Origin of the sequence: Burkholderia sp. 4M9327F10 (assembly GCF_005503145.1) — a bacterium.
Classification (GTDB): Bacteria; Pseudomonadota; Gammaproteobacteria; order Burkholderiales; family Burkholderiaceae; genus Paraburkholderia.
The window spans coordinates 326,074-349,711 of sequence record NZ_SCNV01000001.1 but is presented as its reverse complement, the minus strand read 5'-3'; the positions used below and the strand labels follow the sequence as shown (position 1 = coordinate 349,711).

23 protein-coding genes are annotated in these 23,638 nt (G+C 62.9%); 17 read left to right on the top strand and 6 right to left on the bottom strand.

What is annotated here, in order from left to right:
- Positions 1-62: 62 nt before the first annotated feature.
- Complete coding sequence (gene ftrA / locus FFS45_RS01550) at positions 63-1,013, top strand: transcriptional regulator FtrA (RefSeq protein ID WP_137952907.1); 951 nt, start codon at positions 63-65, stop codon at positions 1,011-1,013.
- On the opposite strand, the gene FFS45_RS01545 is transcribed toward ftrA, so the two are convergent.
- Complete coding sequence (locus tag FFS45_RS01545) at positions 1,010-2,077, bottom strand: tartrate dehydrogenase (protein ID WP_137952906.1); 1,068 nt, start codon at positions 2,075-2,077, stop codon at positions 1,010-1,012. The genes ftrA and FFS45_RS01545 overlap by 4 nt on opposite strands.
- 116 nt (positions 2,078-2,193) lie before the next feature.
- Here FFS45_RS01545 and FFS45_RS01540 point away from each other — a divergent pair, with 116 nt between their 5' ends.
- Genes FFS45_RS01540 through FFS45_RS01530 form a run of 3 tightly spaced genes read left to right on the top strand, consistent with a single transcriptional unit; the run spans position 2,194 to position 4,899 of the window.
- Positions 2,194-3,168, top strand: coding sequence for a LysR family transcriptional regulator (locus FFS45_RS01540; protein ID WP_137952905.1), 975 nt, complete (start codon positions 2,194-2,196; stop codon positions 3,166-3,168).
- An 18-nt stretch (positions 3,169-3,186) separates the two neighbouring features.
- Complete coding sequence (locus tag FFS45_RS01535) at positions 3,187-4,098, top strand: hypothetical protein (RefSeq protein ID WP_137952904.1); 912 nt, start codon at positions 3,187-3,189, stop codon at positions 4,096-4,098.
- A gap of 45 nt (positions 4,099-4,143) precedes the next feature.
- Positions 4,144-4,899: a hypothetical protein gene (locus FFS45_RS01530; RefSeq protein ID WP_349292306.1), complete on the top strand. Its 756-nt coding sequence runs from the start codon at positions 4,144-4,146 to the stop codon at positions 4,897-4,899.
- Positions 4,900-5,058: 159 nt separating this feature from the next.
- On the opposite strand, the gene FFS45_RS01525 is transcribed toward FFS45_RS01530, so the two are convergent.
- The 3 genes from FFS45_RS01525 to FFS45_RS01515 all read right to left on the bottom strand — a co-directional run bounded on the left by FFS45_RS01525 (position 5,059) and on the right by FFS45_RS01515 (position 9,703).
- Positions 5,059-7,251, bottom strand: a complete 2,193-nt coding sequence (locus FFS45_RS01525; protein ID WP_137952902.1) for a DUF6600 domain-containing protein — start codon at positions 7,249-7,251, stop codon at positions 5,059-5,061.
- 369 nt (positions 7,252-7,620) lie between these two features.
- Positions 7,621-8,637: a sterol desaturase family protein gene (locus FFS45_RS01520; protein ID WP_137952901.1), complete on the bottom strand. Its 1,017-nt coding sequence runs from the start codon at positions 8,635-8,637 to the stop codon at positions 7,621-7,623.
- Positions 8,638-8,689: 52 nt separating this feature from the next.
- The gene (locus FFS45_RS01515) at positions 8,690-9,703 is read right to left on the bottom strand and encodes a beta-propeller fold lactonase family protein (protein WP_137952900.1); all 1,014 of its coding nucleotides are present in this window, start codon (positions 9,701-9,703) and stop codon (positions 8,690-8,692) included.
- A 204-nt stretch (positions 9,704-9,907) separates the two neighbouring features.
- Between FFS45_RS01515 and FFS45_RS01510 the strand changes: the two genes are divergently transcribed.
- The 3 genes from FFS45_RS01510 to FFS45_RS01500 all read left to right on the top strand — a co-directional run bounded on the left by FFS45_RS01510 (position 9,908) and on the right by FFS45_RS01500 (position 12,765).
- Entirely contained in the window at positions 9,908-11,227 is a 1,320-nt protein-coding gene (locus tag FFS45_RS01510) for an Nramp family divalent metal transporter (protein ID WP_137952899.1), read from the top strand.
- 79 nt (positions 11,228-11,306) lie between these two features.
- Complete coding sequence (locus tag FFS45_RS01505) at positions 11,307-11,798, top strand: GNAT family N-acetyltransferase (RefSeq protein WP_171029535.1); 492 nt, start codon at positions 11,307-11,309, stop codon at positions 11,796-11,798.
- Between the two features lie 217 nt (positions 11,799-12,015).
- Positions 12,016-12,765, top strand: a complete 750-nt coding sequence (locus FFS45_RS01500; RefSeq protein WP_137952897.1) for a glycosyltransferase — start codon at positions 12,016-12,018, stop codon at positions 12,763-12,765.
- Between the two features lie 7 nt (positions 12,766-12,772).
- On the opposite strand, the gene FFS45_RS01495 is transcribed toward FFS45_RS01500, so the two are convergent.
- Both FFS45_RS01495 and FFS45_RS01490 read right to left on the bottom strand, forming a co-directional pair.
- Positions 12,773-13,780 carry a flippase-like domain-containing protein gene (locus FFS45_RS01495; protein ID WP_137952896.1) on the bottom strand — a complete coding sequence of 336 codons (1,008 nt, stop codon included), beginning with the start codon at positions 13,778-13,780 and terminating at the stop codon, positions 12,773-12,775.
- A gap of 200 nt (positions 13,781-13,980) precedes the next feature.
- Positions 13,981-14,496, bottom strand: a complete 516-nt coding sequence (locus FFS45_RS01490; protein WP_171029534.1) for an arsenate reductase ArsC — start codon at positions 14,494-14,496, stop codon at positions 13,981-13,983.
- A gap of 135 nt (positions 14,497-14,631) precedes the next feature.
- Between FFS45_RS01490 and FFS45_RS42195 the strand changes: the two genes are divergently transcribed.
- The 10 genes from FFS45_RS42195 (at position 14,632) to FFS45_RS01440 (ending at position 23,585) form a co-directional block, all read left to right on the top strand.
- Positions 14,632-14,970, top strand: coding sequence for a hypothetical protein (locus FFS45_RS42195; RefSeq protein WP_249362529.1), 339 nt, complete (start codon positions 14,632-14,634; stop codon positions 14,968-14,970).
- A 295-nt stretch (positions 14,971-15,265) separates the two neighbouring features.
- Entirely contained in the window at positions 15,266-17,650 is a 2,385-nt protein-coding gene (locus tag FFS45_RS01480; protein ID WP_137952894.1) for an ATP-binding protein, read from the top strand.
- 50 nt (positions 17,651-17,700) lie between these two features.
- On the top strand, positions 17,701-18,423 hold the full coding sequence (locus FFS45_RS01475; RefSeq protein ID WP_137952893.1) for a methyl-accepting chemotaxis protein: 723 nt from the start codon (positions 17,701-17,703) through the stop codon (positions 18,421-18,423).
- Positions 18,424-18,434: 11 nt separating this feature from the next.
- Positions 18,435-18,974: a hypothetical protein gene (locus FFS45_RS01470; RefSeq protein ID WP_137952892.1), complete on the top strand. Its 540-nt coding sequence runs from the start codon at positions 18,435-18,437 to the stop codon at positions 18,972-18,974.
- A 25-nt stretch (positions 18,975-18,999) separates the two neighbouring features.
- Complete coding sequence (locus FFS45_RS01465; protein WP_137952891.1) at positions 19,000-19,959, top strand: chemotaxis protein CheX; 960 nt, start codon at positions 19,000-19,002, stop codon at positions 19,957-19,959.
- Between the two features lie 21 nt (positions 19,960-19,980).
- Positions 19,981-20,346, top strand: coding sequence for a response regulator (locus FFS45_RS01460; RefSeq protein ID WP_137952890.1), 366 nt, complete (start codon positions 19,981-19,983; stop codon positions 20,344-20,346).
- A 146-nt stretch (positions 20,347-20,492) separates the two neighbouring features.
- Entirely contained in the window at positions 20,493-21,098 is a 606-nt protein-coding gene (locus tag FFS45_RS01455) for a GNAT family protein (protein ID WP_137952889.1), read from the top strand.
- A gap of 103 nt (positions 21,099-21,201) precedes the next feature.
- Positions 21,202-21,726 (top strand): PaaI family thioesterase, encoded by a 525-nt coding sequence (locus FFS45_RS01450; RefSeq protein ID WP_137953093.1) that lies wholly within the window; start codon positions 21,202-21,204, stop codon positions 21,724-21,726.
- Between the two features lie 171 nt (positions 21,727-21,897).
- On the top strand, positions 21,898-22,827 hold the full coding sequence (locus tag FFS45_RS01445; protein WP_137952888.1) for an ABC transporter ATP-binding protein: 930 nt from the start codon (positions 21,898-21,900) through the stop codon (positions 22,825-22,827).
- Complete coding sequence (locus tag FFS45_RS01440) at positions 22,824-23,585, top strand: ABC transporter permease (protein WP_137952887.1); 762 nt, start codon at positions 22,824-22,826, stop codon at positions 23,583-23,585. Before FFS45_RS01445 ends, FFS45_RS01440 begins: the two co-directional genes overlap by 4 nt.
- Positions 23,586-23,638 lie beyond the last annotated feature (53 nt).

Genomic DNA, 23,638 nt, shown 5'->3' with positions numbered 1-23,638 from the left:
TGTTGCGGACGGCCGGTATTGGCAGAAGTGGCGTTATTGTCAATCTCCGGTAACATCACGCCATGCAAGATCATCTCGTCGTCGCGCTGGTCTACGACCGGCTCTGTACCTTCGAATTCGGTTGCGTCACCGAACTGTTCGCGCTCGAGCGGCCCGAACTCGGACGCGACTGGTATCGCTTCGCCGTCTGCGCGGCTGAGCCGGGGCCGTTGCGCGCCGCGGGCGGCATCACCGTGACGGCGCCGCACTCGCTGAGGCTGCTCGATCGCGCCGCGACGATAGTTGTGCCGGGCTGGCGCGATGCCGACGAACTGCCACCCGCTGCGCTGCTGGCGAGAATTCGTGCGGCGTACCGGCGTGGCGCGCGGCTGTGCTCGATCTGCTCTGGCGTGTTCGTGCTTGCAGCGGCCGGCGTTCTCGACGGCAAAACCGTGACCACCCATTGGCGCTATGCCGACAAGTTGCAGCAGCGCTATCCGCAACTCCGTGTGCAAACGGATGCGCTGTATGTCGATGAGGGGCAGGTGATGACCTCGGCCGGGTCGGCCGCCGGGCTCGATATGCTGCTGCATCTGGTGCGGCGCGATCACGGCAGCGCGATCGCCAACCGGGTGGCGCAACGGCTGGTCGTGCCGCCGCATCGCGAGGGCGGCCAGGCGCAGTTCGTGCCGCGGCCCATGCCCGTTGACGAGGGTGGCCGGGTGGCCAGATTGATGGACTGGGTACGGGCCAATCCGGCCTTGCCGCATACCTTGCGGTCGCTCGCCGAGCATGCGGCAATGAGCACGCGCACGCTGCAGCGCCAGTTTCACGACGCAACCGGCATGGCGCCGTATGAATGGCTGGTGCGCGAGCGTGTGGCGATTGCGCGCGAACTGCTGGAGGCGCAGCCGCCAATGCCGATGGCGCGCGTCGCGCAGACCGCCGGGTTTGGCTCCGAGGAATCACTGCGGCGGCATTTCAGGCGGATTGCGCTGACGAGTCCGGGGGCGTATCGGAAGAAGTTTGGCTAACTCCCCACCCGCGCGCACACCGCTCTGGTGACCTCTTCGGTCGTGGCCTCCCCTCCGAGATCACGCGTATGCAAGCCACGATCCGCCGTCACCTCTTCGATTGCCGCCATCACTTTCCGCGCGGCCGCCGTTTCGCCGAGATGTTCGAGCATCATCACGACTGACCAGAACGTCCCCACCGGATTGGCCAGCCCCTTGCCCATGATGTCGAATGCAGAGCCGTGGATCGGCTCGAACATCGACGGATAGCGCCGCTCCGGATCGAGGTTCGCAGTCGGCGCTATGCCAAGGCTGCCCGCCAGCGCAGCAGCCAGATCGCTGAGAATATCCGCATGCAGGTTGGTGGCGACCAGCGTATCGAGCGAGGCCGGACGATTCACCATGCGCGCAGTGGCCGCATCGACAAGTTCCTTGTCCCACGTCACGTCGGGAAATTCCACGGCGATCTGCGCGGCGATCTCATCCCACATCACCATGGCGTGCCGCTGCGCATTGCTTTTTGTCACGACGGTCAGCAGCTTGCGCGGACGCGACTGTGCCAGCCGGAAGGCAAATCGCAGGATGCGCTCGACACCCGCACGCGTCATGATCGACACATCCGTGGCGACTTCAATGGGATGGCCCTGATGCGCACGGCCGCCGACACCCGCATACTCGCCTTCGGAGTTTTCCCGGACGATCACCCAGTCCAGGTCCGCCGGCGTACAACGCTTGAGCGGCGCGTCGATGCCCGGCAGGATGCGCGTCGGGCGCACATTCGCGTACTGGTCGAAGCCCTGGCAGATTTTCAGGCGCAAGCCCCACAGCGTAATGTGATCGGGAATCTGCGGGTCGCCCGCCGAACCGAACAGAATGGCATCCTTGCCGCGCAATGCGTCGAGTCCATTGGCGGGCATTATCACGCCATGTTCGCGGTAGTAGTCCGCGCCCCATGCGAAGTTCTCGAATTCGAAGCGAAAGGCCGCGTCTTGCGCAGCAAGCGCTTCCAGTACCCGGCGTCCGGCCGGTACGACTTCCTTGCCAATGCCGTCGCCGGGAATAGTGGCAATGCGATAGGTTTTCATGCTGCACCGCTCCACAAAAATTCGTCAACGGATTGCATGGTAATGGCGTAGAGAGACTAGAGAACGGTGCTAGACTCAAATCGCCTTTAACCACAGGTTAAGAATCCGGTGCGCCCGTGACGTCCCCCATTCAGGCAGACGATCTGGCTTTCTTTTCGGTCCTCGCAGGCTGCGGCAGCTTGAGCGCTGCGGCGCGCGAACTGGGCCTGTCCACGGCAGCGGTTAGCAAGCACCTCGCGCAGATGGAACTGAGGTCCGGTGTGGCGCTGGTGAATCGCACCACGAGGCGCATGAGCCTCACGCCGGAAGGCGAGCTCTACCTTGCCCACGCGCGCCGCATTCTTGGCGAGATGGACGAACTGGCGCAGTTGCTCGGCGGTGCGCGCGCCATGCCCAAAGGGCTATTGCGCGTCAACGCTACGCTCGGCTTCGGACGCAGTCACATCGCACCAGTCATCTCGCGTTTCGTGCGGGCTTACCCTGAAGTGGAGGTGCAGTTGCAGTTGTCGGCGGACCCGCCGGCGCTGAGCGACGACAGCTTCGACGTATGCATCCGTTTCGGCGAACCGCCCGACGCACGGGTGATCGCCCGGCGCATCGCGCCGAACCGGCGCCTGCTGTGCGCAGCACCGTCCTACCTGGCCCTGCATCGCGCGCCGCGTAGTCCTGCCGAACTCGCCCAGCACAATTGCATCGGCATTCGCCAGGGCGATGACGGCCACGCTGTATGGCGTCTGACGAGCGGTCGCGGTGCGGCGCAGAAAACGCAGACCGTGCGGGTCAAGGGCAATCTCACCACGAACGACGGCGAGATCGCCGTGCGCTGGGCGCTCGATGGGCACGGCATCCTGATGCGCGCTGAATGGGATGTCATTGGCTTTCTGCGCGAAGGCGCGCTGGTCCATGTGCTGCCCGAGTACCGAACGCCCGGTGCGGATATCTATGCGGTGTACTCGCCGCATCAACAACTTTCGGCACGGGTTCGCGCATTCGTCGATTTTCTGTCAGCATCGCTGACAGGGCATGAACCTGTGAAGACGCACCCGCGCAGCGGGCGCGCCCACGCGAGACCTTCCTTATCGAGTACGTGATTACCATCGTTTCCATCCATGCGTGCAAACCCTTTCGTCGTTGCTGCTATCGCCGTGCTAGTGCCTTCGCTCGCTATCGGCCAGGCGTTCGATAGCGGCTCGCGCGCCGAGCTATACCGTCGTTACGTGCTGGCCGGCAAGGATGTGCAGTGCCGCACCAATGCATCATGTGCAGCGCTCGGTGTGGAAGCGCTCGATGCGGGTCGCATCAAGGATGCGCAAGCGCTGGTCGATATGGAGTCGATGCTGGCCGACGCTGCCACCTTGCAAGCCGAAGAGGAGAATTCAACCAAGGCGATCAGCTCGGCCCACGCGCGCGTTGCGATGGCACTGGTGCATCAGGGCGACGTGCAGGCCAGCCTGGGGGCATTCTCGAACGCCCGCGCCTACTATCGCACTGCCGCAGGCTTAGGCAAGGATGCGCCCGATGACTTGATGCTGGGCCGCGCCGTCGACGTTGCGCAACAGCGGCTTGCCCGCATCGCCGACAAGGAGGTCGTGCAGGGCCTGCCTGCATCCGGCGTGCGCTTTGCGCGTTATCTGAAACTGGGCGCATGGAGCAGCGTGTCGCTCACGCCCGTCAAAGGCCGTCGCGGTGTCTACCGGCTCGCCGCGGACTTTCTCTATCCGACGGTCAGCAGCAAGGGCGAGCCGGTGGCAAGCACCGGCACACTGAGCGCGAATGTGCGTTTCTTCGCCGGCATTGCGCGAGTGGTGGTCTCCGATGAACCGGCCGGCGTGCCGTTCGAGGCCACCACGAAGCTGCCCAACCTCGCTGCCTTCGACGGGCATGCGGACAAATGCCTGCTGGAGTTCCGCCTTACCGAACCGGAGACGCTCGATGTGGCGACGCACGGTTCCGTCAATGCATGCGGCTTCGGTCCGAAGGTGACAGCCGACGGCCGATATTATCTAAAGACGGGCTCTTAAGCCTGTGTCCCGACTCTCTATCCAGGTGAGCGTATGCAGAATGCAATGGACTATCCATCGGTCGTGTTTTTGTCGTCGCTGGTGGCCATGTCATTGTCGTCGTGGATCGGGGCAAACCTGCTCAGAAAGGTAAAAGCGCTGACGACGGAGTCTCGGGAAGACTTCAACGTCGTCCAGGCCGCGACGCTGACGCTGCTCGCGCTGATGATCGGCTTCAGCTTTTCGATGGCAGTGGGCCGCTACGATCAACGCAAGAATCTCGAGGAAGAAGAGGCCAACGCCATCGGCACGGAATTCGTGCGCGCCGATCTCCTGCCTGCCGCGCAGGCGCAGCAGGTGCGCGTCCTGCTGACGCGCTATCTCGAACAGCGCGTGAAGTTCTACAAGACCCGCGATGCTCAGGAGCTCGAACAGATCAACAGGACTACTACTGAGCTGCAAGGCGGCCTGTGGGCTGCCGTGCGCGACGCTGCCGCGGCTCAGCCGACACCCGTCGCCGCGCTGGCGGTGGCCGGCATGAACGATGTGCTGAACTCGCAGGGCTACACCCAGGCGGCGTGGTGGAATCGCATTCCGATTGCCGCGTGGGGGCTGATGGTGGCGATTGCGGTGGGCTGCAACCTGCTGGTCGGCTATGGCGCACGCACGCCGAAACTGGGACTGACGCTGCTGGCGGTATTGCCGTTGGTGGTGGCAACCTCGTTCGCGCTGATTGCGGACATCGACAGTCCGCGCGGCGGGATCATCCGGGTGAATCCGATCAATCTGGTGAGCACGGCGCAATCGTTGAACCCACGCTGAACCGGAGTCGATTCAGGGTTCGTTGCGCTGGAGGGGGCGTGTCTGCGCGAGCGGCGCAAGGGAGGGAATGCGCCGCCTCGCGACAGCTGCGAGACGGCATGTGCAACTTCATGCGGCGGCCCGCAGCAGGGCGGGCAGCCGCGACGCGCTCAGTCCGATTTACTTCGGATGCTCGTCCTTATGATCACCTTCCGGCTTGTGCTGCGGCGCCGGATGCTGCTGCGGGTGAGGGTGTTGCGCCGGATGCTGTGCCGGGTGCGGATTGGCGTGCTGTGCCGGATGCGGGTTGGCATGCGGCGCCGGAGCAGGCTGCTGCGCGTGTTGCTTCGGCGCGGCTTCCTCTGCGCGTTGCGGTTCGGCGCCACCCGCTTGCGGTGCGTGCTCCGCTTCAGGCGCATGCTGCGCTTCCGGCTGAGCATGTTCGGGCTGCGCGTGTTCACCTTCCGGTGCACGCGGCGCCTGAGCATTCTCTTCGGCCGGCCGGGCGTTGTGCTCTTCCGCTTGCGCATGCTCGGCTTCGCCTTGCGGACGCGGCACAGCGTTTTCGTGAGCTTCGTTCGGATGCTGCTGCTCTTCGGCTTGTGGCCTCTGCGCGGCGGCGCTCGGTGCGTGCTCCTGCTGTTCGGGCGCGTTCGGCGCGTGACCCGCTTGCGCTTCGTTGCCGCGTCCCGGTGCACCCTGCGGACCGACCGGGTGAGCTTCGGCGCGGTTAATCACATGGAAGCCTGCCGGAGCGGCCACGGCGCCCGGCGTGCCCGGATGGCTCACGGCAGCGAAGGCCGCCGGCGCCGTCGTGCGCACTACCGGTGCGCCAACGCCTTCTACCTTGCCGCCGCTCGCAGCAAAGCGTTGCGCGAGCGTGTCGTGATAGGCCGGCGGCACGACCGGCGGGCGGGTGGCCACGACCTGACGCTGCGCGAGCGCGGCCGGTGCACCGACGTTAGCCGGACGCAACGCGCCAGCAAAGCTTTGCTGAACCGGGGCGATGGCCGGCGCGCCGGCACCGATCTGCGCATGCGCGAGGGCCTGGGCATTGAACGGACGCGCTGCCTGCGCGACTGACTCGCCGCGCACGAAGGCGTTTGCCGGCACTGCGGTGATGGCGCCCGGCGCGCTCTGGTTGATGTACGTGTTGTGAATGTTGGTGACGTTGTTGATGATCGTCGTGTTGTGAACATTGGTGATGTTCACGTTGTTGATGCGGTTGTAGTACGTCGGGCTGTAGTGATACGCCGGATGCCACGGTTCTCCCGGTCCGAGCGCAAACCACGCCACCCCTGCACCAATCGCGCCGCCGATGGCCAGGTCGACGCCCCAATGCGCGCCACCGCCGCCGCCACCGCCAACGAAGGCCACCAGCGCCGGCGCATACACCGGCGGCTGGGTCACGACAACCGGACCCGGCACCCATGCCCAGGCACGGTCGACGTACGCCCAGCGGCCGTAGTGGAAGGGCGCGAAGCCCCACGGTGCGTCATCCACCCACGTCCAGCCCCACGGTGCGATCCATGCCCAGTGCCCGGCGTGATACGGCGCCCAGCCCGCCGATACGGCGACTGTCGGCACCCACACTTCGCCGTAGGTCGGGTCGCTGCGCCACGTGCCGTTGGCATCGAGGTCTTCGTAACCGGGGATTTCGCGCGATACGTAGCGCGCCGAAACCGAGTTGTCTTCCGCGCGGTCGCGGCTCGCGACCCACTGGTCGAAGGCGTCGAGCGCCGGCGCCGAGCCGCCTGCCTGCTGCTGCAGATTGACGCCGACAAACTGGATCTGCTGGCCCGCGCTCATCTGGAACGAGCCGCCGTCACCGTACAGCGTTGCATTGCCGCTGCGCACCGTGACGGTCGTCGAACTGCCGTCGGGCGCCACGTCGACGCGGAACAGGCCCGGCGCGGTGGCGACCAGCGCCACGTTCGGCGTGTCGATCTCGAAGTTCTGGCCGGCCGGCAGTGCGCGCACATGGGCGGACAGCGTGCCTTGCGTGACCTTCAACTGGGTGGTCGTGTCGTTGAGATTGACGATGTCGAGGGCGGTCTGCTGATCGAGGCGCAGCGCGGTCGAGCCGGCATGCAGTTCGGCGCGCGCGTTGGCGTCGGCCCACAACTGGTCGCCGGTCGTCAACGGACGGTTCAGGACGGCATAGGACCAGTCGGTCAGGCCGGCCGGCTCCAGTGTCACAGTGCCGGCAAAATAGTTCAGACGGGCGACCCGATCGGGCGGGTCGCCACCGGACACTGCCGCAGCGGGAGCCGTCGGCGACGGCACCTGGGCTACGCCCGTGAGCGGAATCATGGCGAGAACGGCAGAGACTGAGATCGCGGTAGCGCGCAAGCGGTGGAAGACGGTTGTCATTGTCGGCTGCTCCGAAGGTTTCATTTTGTCAGGCTCAAAGGCGGCCCTTATGGGTACGTCCAACTGGCTAACGCCGCGAACATAGCAGCGGATGACATTCGCGGTGTAACCGGGACGCGAGTTTGCAACGAAATGTGAGCGCTGCATAGAGGTTGCATACGCACGCCGGCACGGCTTTGCGAGGAGCAGGATTCGTTCCTGTAAGGTCGGAACGCCTGGCGGGAGAATTTGTAAGGACGTGCAATCATCGCGTAATGGAGCCGTGGGTACTGCGCGGCACGCGAGATTGTCAGGTTATGCGGTGGGGTTTTGTAGCGCGGGGGAGCGGAAAGAGATGCGCCGGGCGGGAGCCCGCCCGGCGCAGAGGCATCAGTTTGCTGCGTCGATGGTGCCGGGCGCATAGGCCCGCTTGCCGCGCACGCGGTCGACGATGCGCACGAACGCCAGCCATTGCTGCGCAAGCAGGCCATTGCCGTAGGGGCGGCCGTCGCCGTGCGGCGGCGGCAACTGGTCGCGGATGCCGGTCGGTTCGACCGCCGGGTTCCACGACACCGTACGGAACATCATGTCCCACCACGGAAACAGCACGCCGAAGTTGCAGCCGTAAGCCGTGCCTTCATGACCGTAACCCACTGCATGATGGCGGCGGTGAAAGATCGGGCTGACGATGATGCGCTCCAGCAGCCAGCCATACGGCAGGCGCGCATTGACGTGCTGCACGCTCTGCATGAAGTTGCTGACGGCCACCAGCACCACGAACTGCGTGGGCTGCACGCCGATAAACAGCGAAATTGCCGCGAAAAACGCTGCCTGGATGATGTCGTCCAGAAAGTGGTTGCGGTCGTCGTTCCACAACGACATCTGCTGCTGGCTGTGATGCACCGCATGCAGTTCCCACCACACGCCGAAGCGATGCTGCCAGCGGTGATACCAGTAGCCGGCGAAATCGAGCACCACCAGGTAGATCAGGAACGAGACGATCGGCTGATCGGTGACGCCCGGCCAGAGACTGTCGATGTCGATGTTCGGGATGTCGTAGATCGAGATCAGGCTCTGCCAGTGATCGAACAACGGCTGGAGCAGGAAAAAGAACGCAATGTTGATGATGCCGAGCTTGGCGATCCACGTGTAGATCACATCCGCGCGCAGCGCCTTGCGGTCCTTCCATTGTTCGACGGGACGCAGCGCCTCGAGCGGCCGCAGCGTCAGATAGGTGATGATGATTTCGAGCACGCCGATGATCACCCAGTACAGTGCGTCGTAGGTGTCTTCGTCGTAGCCCATCAGGCCGAAGCGGTAGAAAAACGGCTGCACCACGTCGATATAAAGCAGCGTTTGCAGCGCAGACACCATGTTGTCGAGCTGCGCGACGATTTCATGGAACATCGGAATCCTCGTGAATGGCTAGTCAGGCAATGGCTGTTTCAGCAGACCGTGCTTAGTCCGGGTTCGGCGCAATAACCGGTGCGCGGTTGTCGAAATAGATGCCGTGCGGCGAGCGGCCCACCGCAATGGTGTCGATCAGCTTGCGCGTGGTCAGGTCGATCACGCCGACGTGCTTGGCGAAGCGGAACCCCACCCATAGATAGCGCTTGTCCGGGGTAAGTTCCATGTCGTCCGGCCCAGGCAGCAGGCCGGTGATGTCGCCGGAGTTGGTGAGCGTGGTGTAGTCGATCAGGCTGATGGTGCTGTCGACGCGATTGGTGACGGCAACATGCTTGCCGTCGTCGAGGTTGCGGAAGTTATGTGCGCCGCGGCCCGTGTGGATCTTCTTGACGATCTGCTGCTTGTGCCAGTCCACCACTGTCACGTCGTCTTCGCCGGTCATGCCGACCAGCAGGTACTTGTCGCCCGGCGTCATCCAGAGGCCGGCCGGTTCGTTGCCCACGTGCATTTTCCACAGCACGGTCTGCGTGGGCAGGTCGATGGCGGCGAGCTCACCGGAGTCCTGCAGCGTCATGAACACGGTGCGGTTGTCGGAGGCGAAGGTCATGTGGCTCGGTGTCTTCGCGAGCGGGATGTGCTTGACGAGCGTCATGTTCGTGCCGTCATAGCGGTAGATGTCGGCGCGGTCCATGCGCAGCGCAGCCGTGACAAACCACTTGTGATCGGGCGAGAAGCCAAGCTGATACGGGTCTTCGATATCTTCCACCGTGCGCTGCACCTGGCCGGTGTGCGGGTCGAGGAACATCAGGTTGTTCGAGACGGAATCGGCGACGATCAGCGACTTGCCGTCCGGCGTGATCATCAGATGGTGAGGTTCTTTGCCGGTCGGCTCGGTGCCCACCACTTTGTGGGTGGCCTCGTCGATCAGCGAGAGTTCGGCTTCGCCCGAGTCGAGCACGATGACCCGGTCGGCGGCGTAAGCGGTATTCAGGTGGCCGATCAGAGAGAAGACGACCGCGGCAGACAGGGTTGCTCTCGAAAGCAATGTAACCGGCGAGTAAGGCATTCTGTAAATTATCCGAAGGTGTAAAGCGACACCGAAAAGCTGTGCCTTCTTGGAAACGCAGCGTGGCTGCACACGGGTTAACGCCTCGCGCATGGTTTCCGATGACGCACGCTTTCGGCAAATGTGAGAAATTAGCACGCGTGGGCCGATCAAATGCCTGCGGATGCGATCTTTTGCGATCCGCGGCCACCCGACGAGGCGCAAATGGACGAACGCGTTCGCGACAAAGCCGCATCCGGAACCATTACCGGGCGTACCACCCAGGCGATCCGCGAGGTGCTGGAGGGCCGCCGCCGCGGCATGGGCATGGTGCTGCCGTTTGCGGGGCCGGCCGTGGTTGTCTCGGTCGCCTACATGGACCCGGGCAACTTCGCCACCAACATCCAGGCCGGCGCCCGGTACGGCTACGCCCTGCTATGGGTGGTACTGCTCGCCAACATCGTGGCGATGCTGTTTCAGGCGCTCTCAGCCAAACTTGGCATCGTCACGGGCCGCAATCTCGCCGAATTATGCCGCGAAAATTTTCCGGCGCCGCTCGTCTACGCCATGTGGGTGGTGAGTGAAATTGCCGCAATGGCTACCGATCTGGCCGAGTTTCTGGGTGGTGCGATCGGCCTCGCGCTGCTGTTTCATATGCCCTTGCTCGCCGGCATGATCGTGACTGCTGTCGTCACGTATGCCCTGCTGCTGTTCGAGAAGGCCGGCTTCCGGCCCCTTGAACTCGCGATTGGCGCACTGGTGGGCATCATCGGCCTGTCCTATCTGGCGGAGCTGTTCATTACCCCGGTCGCGTGGCCGAGCGTTTTCGGCCACCTGTTCAAGCCGCAGTTGCCCGACGCGGACGCTGTGACGATTGCGGTCGGGATCATCGGCGCCACGGTCATGCCGCACGCGCTGTTTCTGCATTCGGGACTCACGCAACACCGCGCGAGCGCTCGCAACGAAGGCGAGCGGCGCAAACTGCTGCGATTTTCGAACATCGAAGTGGTGATTGCACTGACGATTGCGGGCCTGATCAACATGGCGATGGTCATCATGGCGTCAGGGGCTTTTCACGCAGGGCATCCGGAGGTGGCCGAAATCGAATCGGCCTATCACACGCTTGCTCCGCTGCTCGGCATCGGTGCGGCAGGTATTTTCCTGCTGTCGCTGATCGCTTCGGGCCTCTCCAGTTCGGTGGTCGGCACGATGGCAGGGCAGATGATCATGCAGGGCTTCGTCGGCTTTCAGATTCCCTTGTGGCTGCGACGTGTCATCACGATGGCGCCCTCGTTTGTCGTGGTCGGACTGGGGGTCAACGCGACGCATGCACTCGTCATCAGCCAGGTGGTGCTGAGTTTTGCGCTGCCGGTGCCGATGGCCGCCCTGGTCTGGTTCACCTGCCGCACGCATGTGATGGGCGCTTATCGCAGCGGGCTGGCGATGACGCTCGCCGCCGTAGTCTCGGCAATTGCGGTGCTGGTGTTGAACGTGGTGCTGTTGCTGCAAACGTTCGGTGTGGATGTGCCGGGACTACCCAGCTGAGGGGCAGCGCAGTTGCACGTCAGGAATGGCGCAGCGGGCAGGCTTGAGAGCCACGTCTTCTTATAGAATCCGCCTCACCATGAAGCCCAATCTGGAAATCAGCACGCGTGCCGCAACGGCGGACGACCTCGGTGGCATGACGGAAGTCTTTCTCAGGGCGCGCAAGGAACTGATGCCCTTCGCGCCGCTCGCCCATTCCGACTACGCGGTGTGCCGCTGGATCGCGGACTGGTTGATCCCGGCCGGCGGCGTGACCGTGGCGGCCGATACACAAGGATCGATCGTCGGGATGGTGGCCACCTCCGAGGCCAATGGCGTGTTGTGGCTCGACCAGCTTTATGTCTTGCCACCGTGGGTCGGTCATGGCGTCGGCGCGCGCCTGCTTGCCCTCGTGACCTCGAACACGCGTTTGCCGGTGCATCTGCATTGCTTTGCGGAGAACGCGCGCGCCCGCCGGTTTTACGAGCGGCACGGCTTCGTGGCGCTGGCTTTCGGCGACGGCAGCGAGAACGAAGAAGGCTGTCCCGATGTTCTGTATGCGCTGCAGCCCGCCTCGCAAACGGCAGTGTGAGTGTCCTGAACAGGCGTTATTGACAGGGCAAAAATGGCGGCTTTGTCACGCGCACGACTTCTTCATGTGATCCCCTGCTGCGCAGTCCTGAAACAGATGACACGCCTGCCAAGCGCGGTCAGAATCGGGTGCTGGTCCATCCTGAAGACCGATTTTTGCCCGCTCGACGGCCGCATGATCGGGCTGCTCCTCTTCCCGCACTACGACGACTATTTCTATGCCATCCAGAGGTCACCGAGTTTCGTGCATCATTTGCGCCTACAACGAAGCACCGCGCATTGCGGCTGTGCTGGCGGTGGCGTCGGTTCATCCGCTGCTCAGCGAAGTCATCGTCGTCGACGACGGCTCGACTGACGGCACCGCCGAGGTGGTCAGGCGTTTCCCCTCGGTCAGACTGATCGAATGTGCCGAAAACGGTGGCAAGAGCGCGGCCATGGCAGCAGGTATTGCCGCGGCCGAAAACGAGTGGCTCATGCTGCTCGATGCCGATCTGAAGGGGCTGGCGCCGGACCACATCAGCGGGCTGGCCGCGCCTGTGCTGAGCGGCCGTGCAGACGTGAGCCTGAGCCTGCGGCAAAACAGCCTGCTGATTTTCCGCTTTATCGGCCTCGACTTCGTATCCGGCGAGCGTGTGGTCAGGAAGCAGTTGCTCGACGAATCGCTCAAGGAAATTCACGGCTTGCCGCGCTTCGGCATCGAGGTGTTCATGAACCGGCGCATCATTGCGCGCCGGCTCTCGATTGCGGTGACGCACTGGCCGCATGTCACGCAAGCCCGCAAAACGGAAAAGCTGGGCTACTGGAAGGGGGTGCGAGCGGAATGGCGCATGATTGCGGATCTGCTGAAGGTCACCTATCCGCTTGCGCTGATTTCGCAAACGCTGCAGCTATTTGCGTTGCGGGTCGATCATCCGGGCCGCGCGCGGCTCTCGGTGCGCATCAGGAAGCCGCGCGATACGGCAGCGTGAGGCGCCTCTACTGGGCCATCGGCAAGCCGGCACGGCGTCGCCATGCAAGTGCGATAAAGCCCGCGGCGCCGAGCAGCAGCGGGCAATAGAGCGTCGCGAAGCGCCATAGCACCAGTGCGGTCGCCATTGCCGCACGCGGCACCCAGGGCGCAAACGCGGCCGCGAGCGCCAGGTCGCCGCCGCCGCCGCCGGCCGGCACACCGGTCCAGAGCGCGGCGTGCAACACCACGGCTTGCACGGCCAGCACAAAACCGAGCGGCAGCCGGTAGCCGAGTTCCTCCAGGATGAACCACAACGCGCTGTAACGCAGCAGCCATTGCAGCGTGGTCAACACCAGCAGCGCGGCGAGGCGCCAGCGCGGCCCGGTGAGCAGCAGCACCCATTGCCGGCCCACGCTTTGGCGGAACCTGTTCCAGCGCGCCCGCCGGGCCCTCAGCCACAGAATGCGGCGGCTGGCGGCGTCGAGTGCGGCCGCTGCGGGCCGCCGGCAGAACCACAGCACGAGCCCGGCGAGCGCAAGGCCCGCCAGGGTGCTGAGAACAACCGGTAGCGGGAAATTCGGCGTGACCTGGGTCAGCGGGCCGAGCGCGAGCAGCAGCGAAATCGGCACGGCGATGGCAAAGAACGTCAGGTCGAGCGCCTGGTCCGCGCCCACCACGGTCGTGGCGAGCGCCCACGACGCTCCGGCGCGCTGCAGCAAACCCATGTTCACGCCATAGCCCGCTGCGCCGAGCGGCGACACAAGGAAGGCGAAATCGGTGACGACGGTAAGGGTGAGCGTGCGCATGAAGCGCAGCCGCAGGCCGAGTGCTGTCTGCATGAGATGCAGCTTGCCGGCCTTCGCGGCGGCGCTCAACGCGGCGCTTGCCGCCAGCACGGCAAAGATCTGCAGCGGGATGTTGCGCAAGCCCGCAAACACGGCATGCGCGCCGAGGATGAAGGGGGCTCCCATGGCCAGTGCCACGCCGAGTATGGCGAGCATGGTGGCTGCATGACGGACATGGAGCCGGGTCATCAGCTTCGCCCCGGCGCGCGAGTCGGCGGGGGCAGGGGACGCGGAGCCGGCGCCGCGTACGCGTGGGTCGTCAGGAATTGGCGTTCGCAAGGGCGTAAATTAAGCATGCAGAATGCAGGAATGCCGGACGGCCGCTCCGTGAATGCAAACGTGTCATGCTAGGTCGCCTGGATGAACCTTTTAAGTCAGTGCCGCCGCCCTCAATCGACGGCGACCGAGGGCGGCGCGTGCTCGTCCATGGCGTTGACGGCGAGACGTTGCTCCGCCGCCTTCATCGAATGCAGCGGCAGCGCAACGAATACGCTGATGCGCCGCAGGATCTGCCGGAACACCTGCTCGAAAACGCGCTTTTGCTCGCCGTCGTCCGTGCTGGCTTCAAGCGGGTCGGCGAAATTCCACTGGCAGAAGATCGGCTTGCCGGGAAACGCGGGCGCGTGTGCTTCGCCCGCTTCTTCACACATCGCAATCACCACATCCATGACCGGTGCATCCGCTTTGGTATAGACACTCCAGCTCTTCGGCCGCACTTTCCCGAGATCGCCCATGGTGGGACGCAGTTGCGCGAGGGTGAGTGGATGCACGTCATCGGCCGGTTCGATGCCGGCGCTGAAGGCTTCAAAACGTTCTGCGCCGAGTTCGCGCAGCAGCGCTTCGGCCATGATGCTACGCGCCGAATTGGCGCGGCACAGGAACAACACATTGCATTTCCGGCTCATCGAAGCACCCCCGTAATATTCTGGTGACAATCTTTGTTGAGAATTTTGCGAGAAGAGTTTTGCGTGTCGATGACAGGCGCATGACCCAAACAAGGGCATTCGATCTGACGTGGCACGCGCGCCGCCGGGGTGGGCGTGCAAGCGATTCGCCTGGCAATTTTGCGGATGCCGTCTATTGCATGGAATGGCATATTCAGTCGTATGTTATCGCTTGAGGACCGTTTGAATCACTTTACTGAATTGATATCGGTGCATTCGCAGATGCATCGAAGCGTGGAAGAGTTGTCTTTTGCATTCGTGGTGTTGCTGAATCAGCCGCTCGCGAGAGTCGAGGCGGCAAATCGCTTCGAGCGATTGTGGAATGAGACCAATGAGGCCGCGAGTGCGAGCCTTGGCACTGAGCGTGCTGTCAGCTATATCGCGCTGCTTAAAGACATGGATGTGAGGTGGCGTCACCTCAAGGTGCTCAACTAGTTTTCGATCGGCGCGCGGACGATCGGTTCATCAAGTGGGCAGGGGTTAACGGCATCAATTAAGAAAACTTTAGGAAATTTTTTATTCAAATGCCGTGTATCCAGGACTCGCAATAATTAGGCTTTATTTCTTTCGCTTTCCTTAGGCGTTTAAATCAGGGCACTATCTTTAGTCATCGATCGGTCACATACCATCCCCGATAATCGTGGCGCTCAACAATACGGCCAGCTTAACAAGGCCGGGCAGCTCTCATGAAGAGCGCGACACGCACGTTAGACCCCGGGGATTTGCACAAATGACTATCCGTCATCGCATTACGCTATTGGTAATCTTGATGTTCGTCGCACTGTCCGCGATTGGCGGCTATGCGGTCTACCAGACGCGGCACAGCGCCGTCGAGGTCAAGAAGGTGACGGAAGGGGTCGTGCCTAGCGCGTTGGCTTCCGCCGATCTGGTCTCCCAGGTCAAGGACGTGCAGCTCGCCATCATGACGCTGGTCTATGCGCCGGACGGCAATGTCGTCGCGCAGGCACAGGACGAGCTCAATAAGAAGAAGGCCACTCTGCAGCAGGCCCTGGCATTGCAGGCGCGCGACGCCGCGAGCCACGCGCAGAAGGGCCTTGTCGCGCAGGCTGCCGACAGCCTCCAGAACTACTTCTCGGCCATCGACGACACGGCCAAGATGAAAGCCCAGGGCAAGAACGATCTGGCGCAAGCCTATCTGTTTGCGAACGTGGCCCAGTACCGCGATGAGCTCGAAGGCATCGTCGAGACGCTGCGCATCGAGAAGAACCGCGAGAAGGACGAGGCCATCACCACGCTGAACGGCACGCTCGCTACGACAACCACCGCGATTGCCATCGTCACCGGCATTGCGATCATTCTGCTGACCTCGATCGGTTCGCTGCTGTATCGCCAGATCACGCGCCCGCTTACCCGCATGCAGGAGATGATGAGCGAGATCGCCTCCAGCCAGGACTTCACGCGCCGCGTGCCGGTGGGCCGGATGGACGAAATCGGTCATTCGATCGTGGCCTTCAACGGCATGATCGAGAAGATTCAGGAAAGCTCGTTGCAGCTCAAGCAGAAGACCGCCGACATTCAGGCGATGTTGCAGAACATGCAGCAGGGCATTCTGACGGTGGTGGAAGGCGCGGTGATCCACTCCGAGTACTCGGCGTATCTGGAAGCGATCTTCGAGACCAAGGACATCGCCGGCCGCAGCCTGATGGACCTGGTGTTTGCGGATACCGACCTCGGCGCGGACATCCTCTCGCAAGTCGATGCCGCGAGCTACGCCTGCCTTGGCGAAGACGCGATCAATTTCGCCTTCAACGAACACCTGCTGATCACCGAAATCTCGAAGCGCATGCCCGATGGCCGCGTGAAGATTCTCGACCTGAACTGGTCGGCGATTACCGACGACAACGACACGATCGTGCGCCTGATGCTGTGCGTGCGCGATGTCACCGAACTGCGCAAGCTGGCAGCGGAAGCGGGCGAGCAGAAGCGCCAGCTTGAAATGATCGGCGAAATTCTCGCGGTGAGCGAGGAGAAGTTCCACCACTTCATCGAAAGCTCGGCCGGCTTTATCAACGAGAACGAGCGCATCATTCGCCAGCATTCGCAAGCTGACCGCGAAGCGATTGCCGAGCTGTTCCGCAACATGCACACCATCAAGGGTAATGCGCGGACCTACAACCTGCAGCACCTGACCAACATCGTGCACGAGACCGAGCAGCGCTACCACGATCTGCGCCACTCGGAAGAAGCGCTCGAAGCGTGGGATCAGGACAGCCTGATGCAGGAACTGGCACGGGTACGCGCCGCGATCGAAAGCTACGCGACCATCAGCGAGGTCAGCCTGGGCCGCAAGGCCGCGAGCCGCCGCGAGAGCGCCGAGCGCTTCCTGATGGTCGACATTGCGCATATCCAGGAGAGCCTGCGTCTGCTCGAAGCGGCCAAGGCCGACGACCTGCATGCGCTGCAATCGATGCGCGCGAATGTGCGCCAGGCCTTGCGCCTGCTGGGCACGGAAAGCGTGGGCGAGGCACTGTCCGGTGTGCTCGAGTCGCTGCCGTCGCTGGCGCGGGAACTGGGCAAGGAAGCGCCGGCCGTGCGGATTGGCGAGAACGGCTACCGCTTGCGCCGCGAAGCGGGCGGCCCCTTGAAGAATGTCTTCATGCATCTGCTGCGCAACTCGGTGGACCACGGTCTTGAAGCCGCCGACGTGCGCACGGCACAAGGCAAGCCGGCTGCGGGGGCAATCAGCATTGACGTGGGTGTGGACGCCGGGGCATTGCAGATCACCCTCAGCGACGACGGCCGGGGTCTCGCGCTCAAGCGGATTCGCAGCATGGCAGCAGAGAAGGGCTGGATTGCCGCAGACCAGTCGCTCACCGACGAGGAAATCGCCGAAATGATTTTCCGCCCGGGCTTCTCGACAGCCGATAAGGTTACCGAAGTATCGGGCCGCGGCGTCGGCATGGACGCGGTGCGCGACTTCCTCGCGCGTGAGCACGGCAGCATTGCCCTGCGCTTCACCGACGACCACCAGGGCGCCGATTTCCGCCAGTTCCAGACCATCGTGAGCTTGCCGGAAACGCTCGTGGTTGACACTGCCGGCATCGGCGCGCGCGGCGACGCAGACGAACTGCAGCTCGATACGATGGCTGATTGAGCGGCTCACTCAACCCTCATCGCTGCGATGGGTATTCGGAAGGATTGGTTGTGATTCAACAGTATCTTGTAGCCGCCCTGGCAGGCGGCGTCGTCACCGCTCTCGTGGCGCTGGCCGCGCACCGGTTGGCAAGCGCCAAGGCGCTGTACCGCCTGCGCTCCGAAGCGGATCGCCAGGTGGAGGCGCTCGAGAAGGCGAGCGCGGAACAAGGCCAGCAGATCGCGCTGCATGAGCAGCAGACGCAGGATCTGGAAGCCATGCTCGAGCAGTTGCGCGACGATCTGAAGGCTCAGGCGCAGAGCACCGACGAAGTGCGCGCGGAACTGAAAGCCGCGCTCGACGGCAAGGACCAGCTGGCGCAAAAGGCTGCGCAACTCGCGGCCGAAGCGGCGCGGCTCAAAGGCCTGGCTGGTACGTTCGAGCGCTGGCACGAGCAGATGATTTCGCTGATGACGCAGAACCAGGACATGCACACGAAGAATCGCGAGCTGTCGTCGATTGTGCGCCACGTGGTGATCGTCTCGCTGAACGCGTCGATCGAAGCAGCCCGCGCGGGCACGGCGGGCCGCGGCTTTGCGGTGGTGGCGAGCGAAGTGCGGGCGCTTGCCGCGCGCTCTGAAGAACTCTCGAAGAGCTACCGTGACAGCCTGCACAGAAACGACTTGACCACCACGGCGACCTTCCAGGACATCCAGGCGGGCGGCAAGATGATTGCCGCTTCGCTTTCCAGCGTCGAGTCGCTGGCGAACCAGTTTCAAGCAACGCTCCACTAGCAGGCTTCCACGTGATCAGTGCGCATGCGAAAGACAGTTTCGAACGCATCGTTTCCAGGGCGGTCAAGTCGCGCCTGACGCTCGATACGAGCGACGTCTGCGAGATTGTGCCGGCTGGTGCGCATGGCGCGCACAGCCTGCCCAATGCCGACCTGGTGGTCCTGACGATTTCCGGCATTGCATTCCGGCTGCTGTTGATTCTCCATTTCGACCAGGGCGAGGCGACCCAGCACTACTTCGTCAAGGAGGAGTCGGAACGCCCGTTCCTGGAAGTCTTTCTGGAGATCTGCAATCTGTGTTGTGGAGCAGTGAATCAGGAAATGCTCCAGTACTTCCCGGATCTGGGCATGTCGACGCCCTATGTGCTGAGCGCGCGCTGCATGCCGTATATGGAGGCGCTCAAGCCGGAGTTTCTGGCGTCGTATGCCGTCTCGATCAATGATTCGGTCAGGTTAGGGGCGACGATCTGCGTGTGTGCCCATGCGCCGATCGATTTTGTCGCCGAAACGAGCACAGTCGAAGATACCAGTGGTGAACTCGAGCTGTTTTGAAACACGCAGGAAGCAGGGAAACAAGATGAACGAGAACAAGCCAGTCAGCAAGGTGTTGGTCCTTGAGGATTGTCCGGCGCACGTGGAAGCGATCAGGAATTTCTGCGACGAGAACAATCTGGTTGGCCTGAAGGTGAGCAAGAGTCGCCTCGCCTCCGCGCTACGCTCGAACTTCGATCTGGGTGCGATTCTCGTGTCCGAAAGCTACGGCGGATCGATCGAGGAAAGCACGGCCATTGCGCTCAGGATTCACGCGGAGCGTCCCGAACTGCCGATCATCATCCGCCGCGAGTCGAGCGCGGCACGTGACGGTTTGCCGGAGGCACTCGATGCGGTGGTGTGCGGGGCGTACGTCGCAAGCGACCCGGCGTCGCTGCGCAAGGTGATCGACGAGTACATTTTTAATCGCGAATATCCGAACGCGCTGGTGCGCGGCATTGCAGAACTGACGAGTACGGTGCTGAGCGGCCTGTTCAGCGATCTGAGCGTGGAGACGGATGCCCCTTGCATTGTGCGCGACCGCGTTATTTTCGGCGAAGTGTTCAGCCTGATTCCGCTGGAAAGCTCGTGGTGCCGCGGCTACATGATGATTCAGGCGGCCGAGCAGCCGATTCTCGATCTGCTCAGCCGGCGCGAAATGGCGGAAGGAGCGGCGGACTTCCGCGATCTGAACAGCCTGCTTGGCGAGCTGACCAACATGATCTGGGGCGCGTTCAGGAACCGCTATGTGGGCGACGCGAATGGCCTGTCGCACAGCCAGGTGCAGGTGCCGCTCCTGATCAACCACAAGCAGAAATACATCTCGTTCGGTTCGGAAAGCCCGCACTTGTGCTTCACGTACCGGCTGACGGATGAACAGTCGGGGCGGGTGGTGAAGCTGCATCAGCGCTTCGCTTTCAGCCTGAGCTGGTCGCCGGAAGACTTTCAGGAATTCGAGCAGAGCGCCGACGACAGCGTGGGCGCCGGTGAACTCGATTTATTTTGATTGATGCCAAAGGAAACAGACATGTCGAAAATTCTGGTTGTGGATGACTCGAGCACCGTGCGTGACGAGGTAGCCGGCTTCCTGCGAAAGAATGGCCTGGAAGTCGATACCGCAGTGGACGGCAAGGACGGCCTGACCAAGCTCAAGGGCAGCCCGGGCATCAAGCTGGTGATCAGCGACGTCAACATGCCGAACATGGACGGCCTGACGATGGTCGAAAAGATTCGCGGCGAGCTCGGCAACAGCACGGTCAACGTGATCATGCTGACCACGGAAAGCAGCCCGGCCATGAAGGAACGCGGCAAGGCAGCGGGCGTGAAAGGCTGGATCGTCAAGCCGTTCAAGGGCGACGCCGTGCTGGAAACGTTCAGGAAGCTGGCAAGCTAAGCTGCATAGGGTTGTATCGGGCTGTGCAGCGGCTGTCCGCCGCCGCACGCCCTGCGTATCACGCGCTCCTTCCTTTAAAACGCACCCGTGCGGCTGATTCGGCGCATCATTGACTATTTGCGCTTTCGAATCGAGGACGCCCCCGCATGGCTGACGATGAAATCAATCTGCAACCCGTTCTCAGCGGCTCTCACGTCGTGCTTGAGCCGCTGCAACCTGCTCACGAACAGGCGCTGATCGCCGCGGCCGCCGACGGCGAGTTGTGGAACCTCACGCTCACGGTCGTGCCCAGCGCCGACACCATGGCGCGCTTTATCGAGCGTGCCCTGGCCGCACGCAGCGCCGGCACCGTGATGCCGTTCGCCATTGTCAGGCGCCAAGACAACCGCGTGGTCGGCAGCACGCGCTTCTGGAAAATCGACCGCCACAACCGCAAGCTTGAAATCGGCCATACCTGGCTTTCCGCATCGGTGCAACGCTCGGCCGTGAATACCGAAGCCAAATTCCTGCTGCTGCGCCACGCCTTCGAGGTGATGGACTGCGTGCGCGTCCAGTTTACGACCGACGAGCTGAACGAGAAATCGCGCGCCGCGATTCTGCGCCTCGGCGCAAAGCAGGAAGGTATTGTGCGCAACGAACGCATCATGCCGGACGGTCGTAAGCGCAATTCCGTGCGCTTCAGTATCATTGACACCGAATGGCCGGAGGTGCGCGCCGGCCTGGAGCAGAAGATAGCGCGCCGGCAGGGCTAAGCGGCGCTGCTCCGCGCGAAGCTGGCGATGGATACCGCAATCGATGCGGCAATCGCAGCCGCGGCGATAAAACCGGAGAACTTATTTGACATCAGAACAGGTGATGGAGACATGGCTGGCCGAGGAGGCGGAGGTGTTGGCGCGCATGGAAGCCGGCCCGGGCCCCGGGTTGGCAAGTCCTGAACAGGTTGCCGGCAAGAGCGGCCTCGAAGTGTTGCAGGCCATGCTGAGCGGCGAAATACCCTACGCTGCGATTGCGAAGACACTCGATTTCACCCTCATGGAGGTGACCGAAGGCCGCGCCGTCTTCCAGGGCCGGCCGCTCGCGCAGCATCTGAACCCGCTCGGCACGGTTCATGGCGGCTGGGTAGCCACCTTGCTCGATTCGGCGCTCGGCTGCTCCGTGCACACCCTGATGCCGCCCGGCCGCGGCTATACGACGGCCGAACTCAGCGTGAATTACGTGAAGGCGCTGACGCCTCGTGTGGGACGGGTGCGTGCGGAAGGCAAGGTGATTCATTGCGGCCGTCAACTGGCCACCGCCGAGGCGCGGCTGGTCGGTGCTGACGGCACCTTGTATGCGCACGGTACGACGACCTGTCTGGTGTTCGAGATTCCCCAGCGTTAACGTGACGCGCTGCAACGCGCGCTCGCCCCGCGAATGCCGGGGCAAGTCGCCGCGCGCATGCGCCCGGACGCTTTCCTTTATATTTCGAGGGTCATCATGGATTCCGGATCATCCTTCCGGGCTGCGGCCCGGCACACTCAACCGACGCCAGCGTCCGCACCCGTGTCCTCCATGCAGCCTACCGTCGTCTCCGTCACGAATCTCTCCAAGACCTACGCCTCTGGTTTCCGTGCGCTGAAAAACATCAACCTGGCTATCCGCCGTGGCGAGATCTTTGCGCTGCTCGGGCCGAACGGCGCCGGCAAGACCACGCTGATCAGCACCATTTGCGGCATCGTGCGGCCGAGCGAAGGCTCGATCGTGGTGGACGGTCACGATATCGGCACCGCGTACCGGGCGGCGCGCTCGCTGATCGGCCTCGTGCCGCAGGAGCTCACCACGGACGCCTTCGAAACCGTCTGGGCCACGGTGTCGTTCAGCCGCGGGCTGTTCGGCAAGCCGTCCAATCCCGCCTACATCGAGAAGGTGCTCAAGGATCTCTCGCTATGGGAGAAGCGCAACAACAAGATCATCACGCTCTCGGGCGGCATGAAGCGGCGCGTGCTGATCGCCAAGGCACTCTCGCATGAACCGCGTGTGCTGTTTCTCGACGAGCCGACCGCCGGCGTCGACGTCGAACTGCGGCGCGACATGTGGCAACTGGTGCGCTCGCTCAGCGCGAGCGGCGTGACGATCATCCTGACCACCCACTATATCGACGAAGCCGAAGAAATGGCCGACCGGATCGGTGTGATCAACGGTGGCGAGATCATGCTGGTCGAGGAGAAGGCCGAACTGATGCGCAAGCTCGGCAAGAAGCAACTGACGCTGCAACTCGAAAAGCCACTCGAGCAGGTGCCCGCGCAACTTGCGGAATATCGCCTTGCGCTTTCCGGCGACGGCAACGAGCTGATCTATACCTACGACACAGAGCGCGAGCGCAACAGCATCATTGCCTTGCTGAAGGCGCTGGATGAGGCAGGCATCCGCTTCAGGGATCTGCAGACCACGCAGAGTTCGCTCGAAGACATCTTTGTCAGCCTGCTAAGAGGTGACCAATGAACATTTACGCAATCCGCGCCATCTACAAGTTCGAGATGGCGCGAACCTGGCGCACGCTGATGCAGAGCATCATTGCGCCGGTGATCTCCACCTCGCTGTATTTCGTCGTGTTCGGCGCGGCAATCGGCTCGCGCATCAAGGAAGTGGGCGGCATCAGCTACGGCGCGTTCATCGTGCCGGGCCTCATCATGCTGTCGCTGTTGTCGCAGAGCATTTCCAATGCCTCGTTCGGGATTTACTTTCCGAGGTTCACGGGGACGATCTACGAACTGCTGTCCGCCCCGGTCTCCTATCTCGAGATCGTGGTGAGCTATGTCGGTGCGGCCGCAACCAAATCGATCCTGCTGGGGCTGATCATTCTCGCGACCGCCGGCCTGTTTGTGCCGTTGCAGGTGTTGCATCCGTTCTGGATGATCCTGTTTCTGCTCCTCACAGCCGTGACGTTCAGCCTGTTCGGTTTCATCATCGGCATCTGGGCGGACAGTTTCGAGAAGCTGCAACTCGTGCCGCTCCTGATCATTACACCGCTGACGTTTCTCGGCGGGAGCTTCTACGCCGTCGATATGCTGCCGCCGTTCTGGAAGATCGTGACCCTGTTCAATCCGATCGTGTATCTGGTGAGCGGCTTTCGCTGGAGTTTCTACGGCATGGCGGATGTGGATGTAGGCGTGAGTCTCGGCATGACGGCGCTGTTTCTGGCCGTGTTTCTGGCGATTGTCGCGTGGATCTTCAAGACGGGGTACCGTCTGAAGAGCTAGCCATCAACTGGCCTGACCCGTGGTGTCGAAACTGTCTCTGTCGGCGCCGCGCC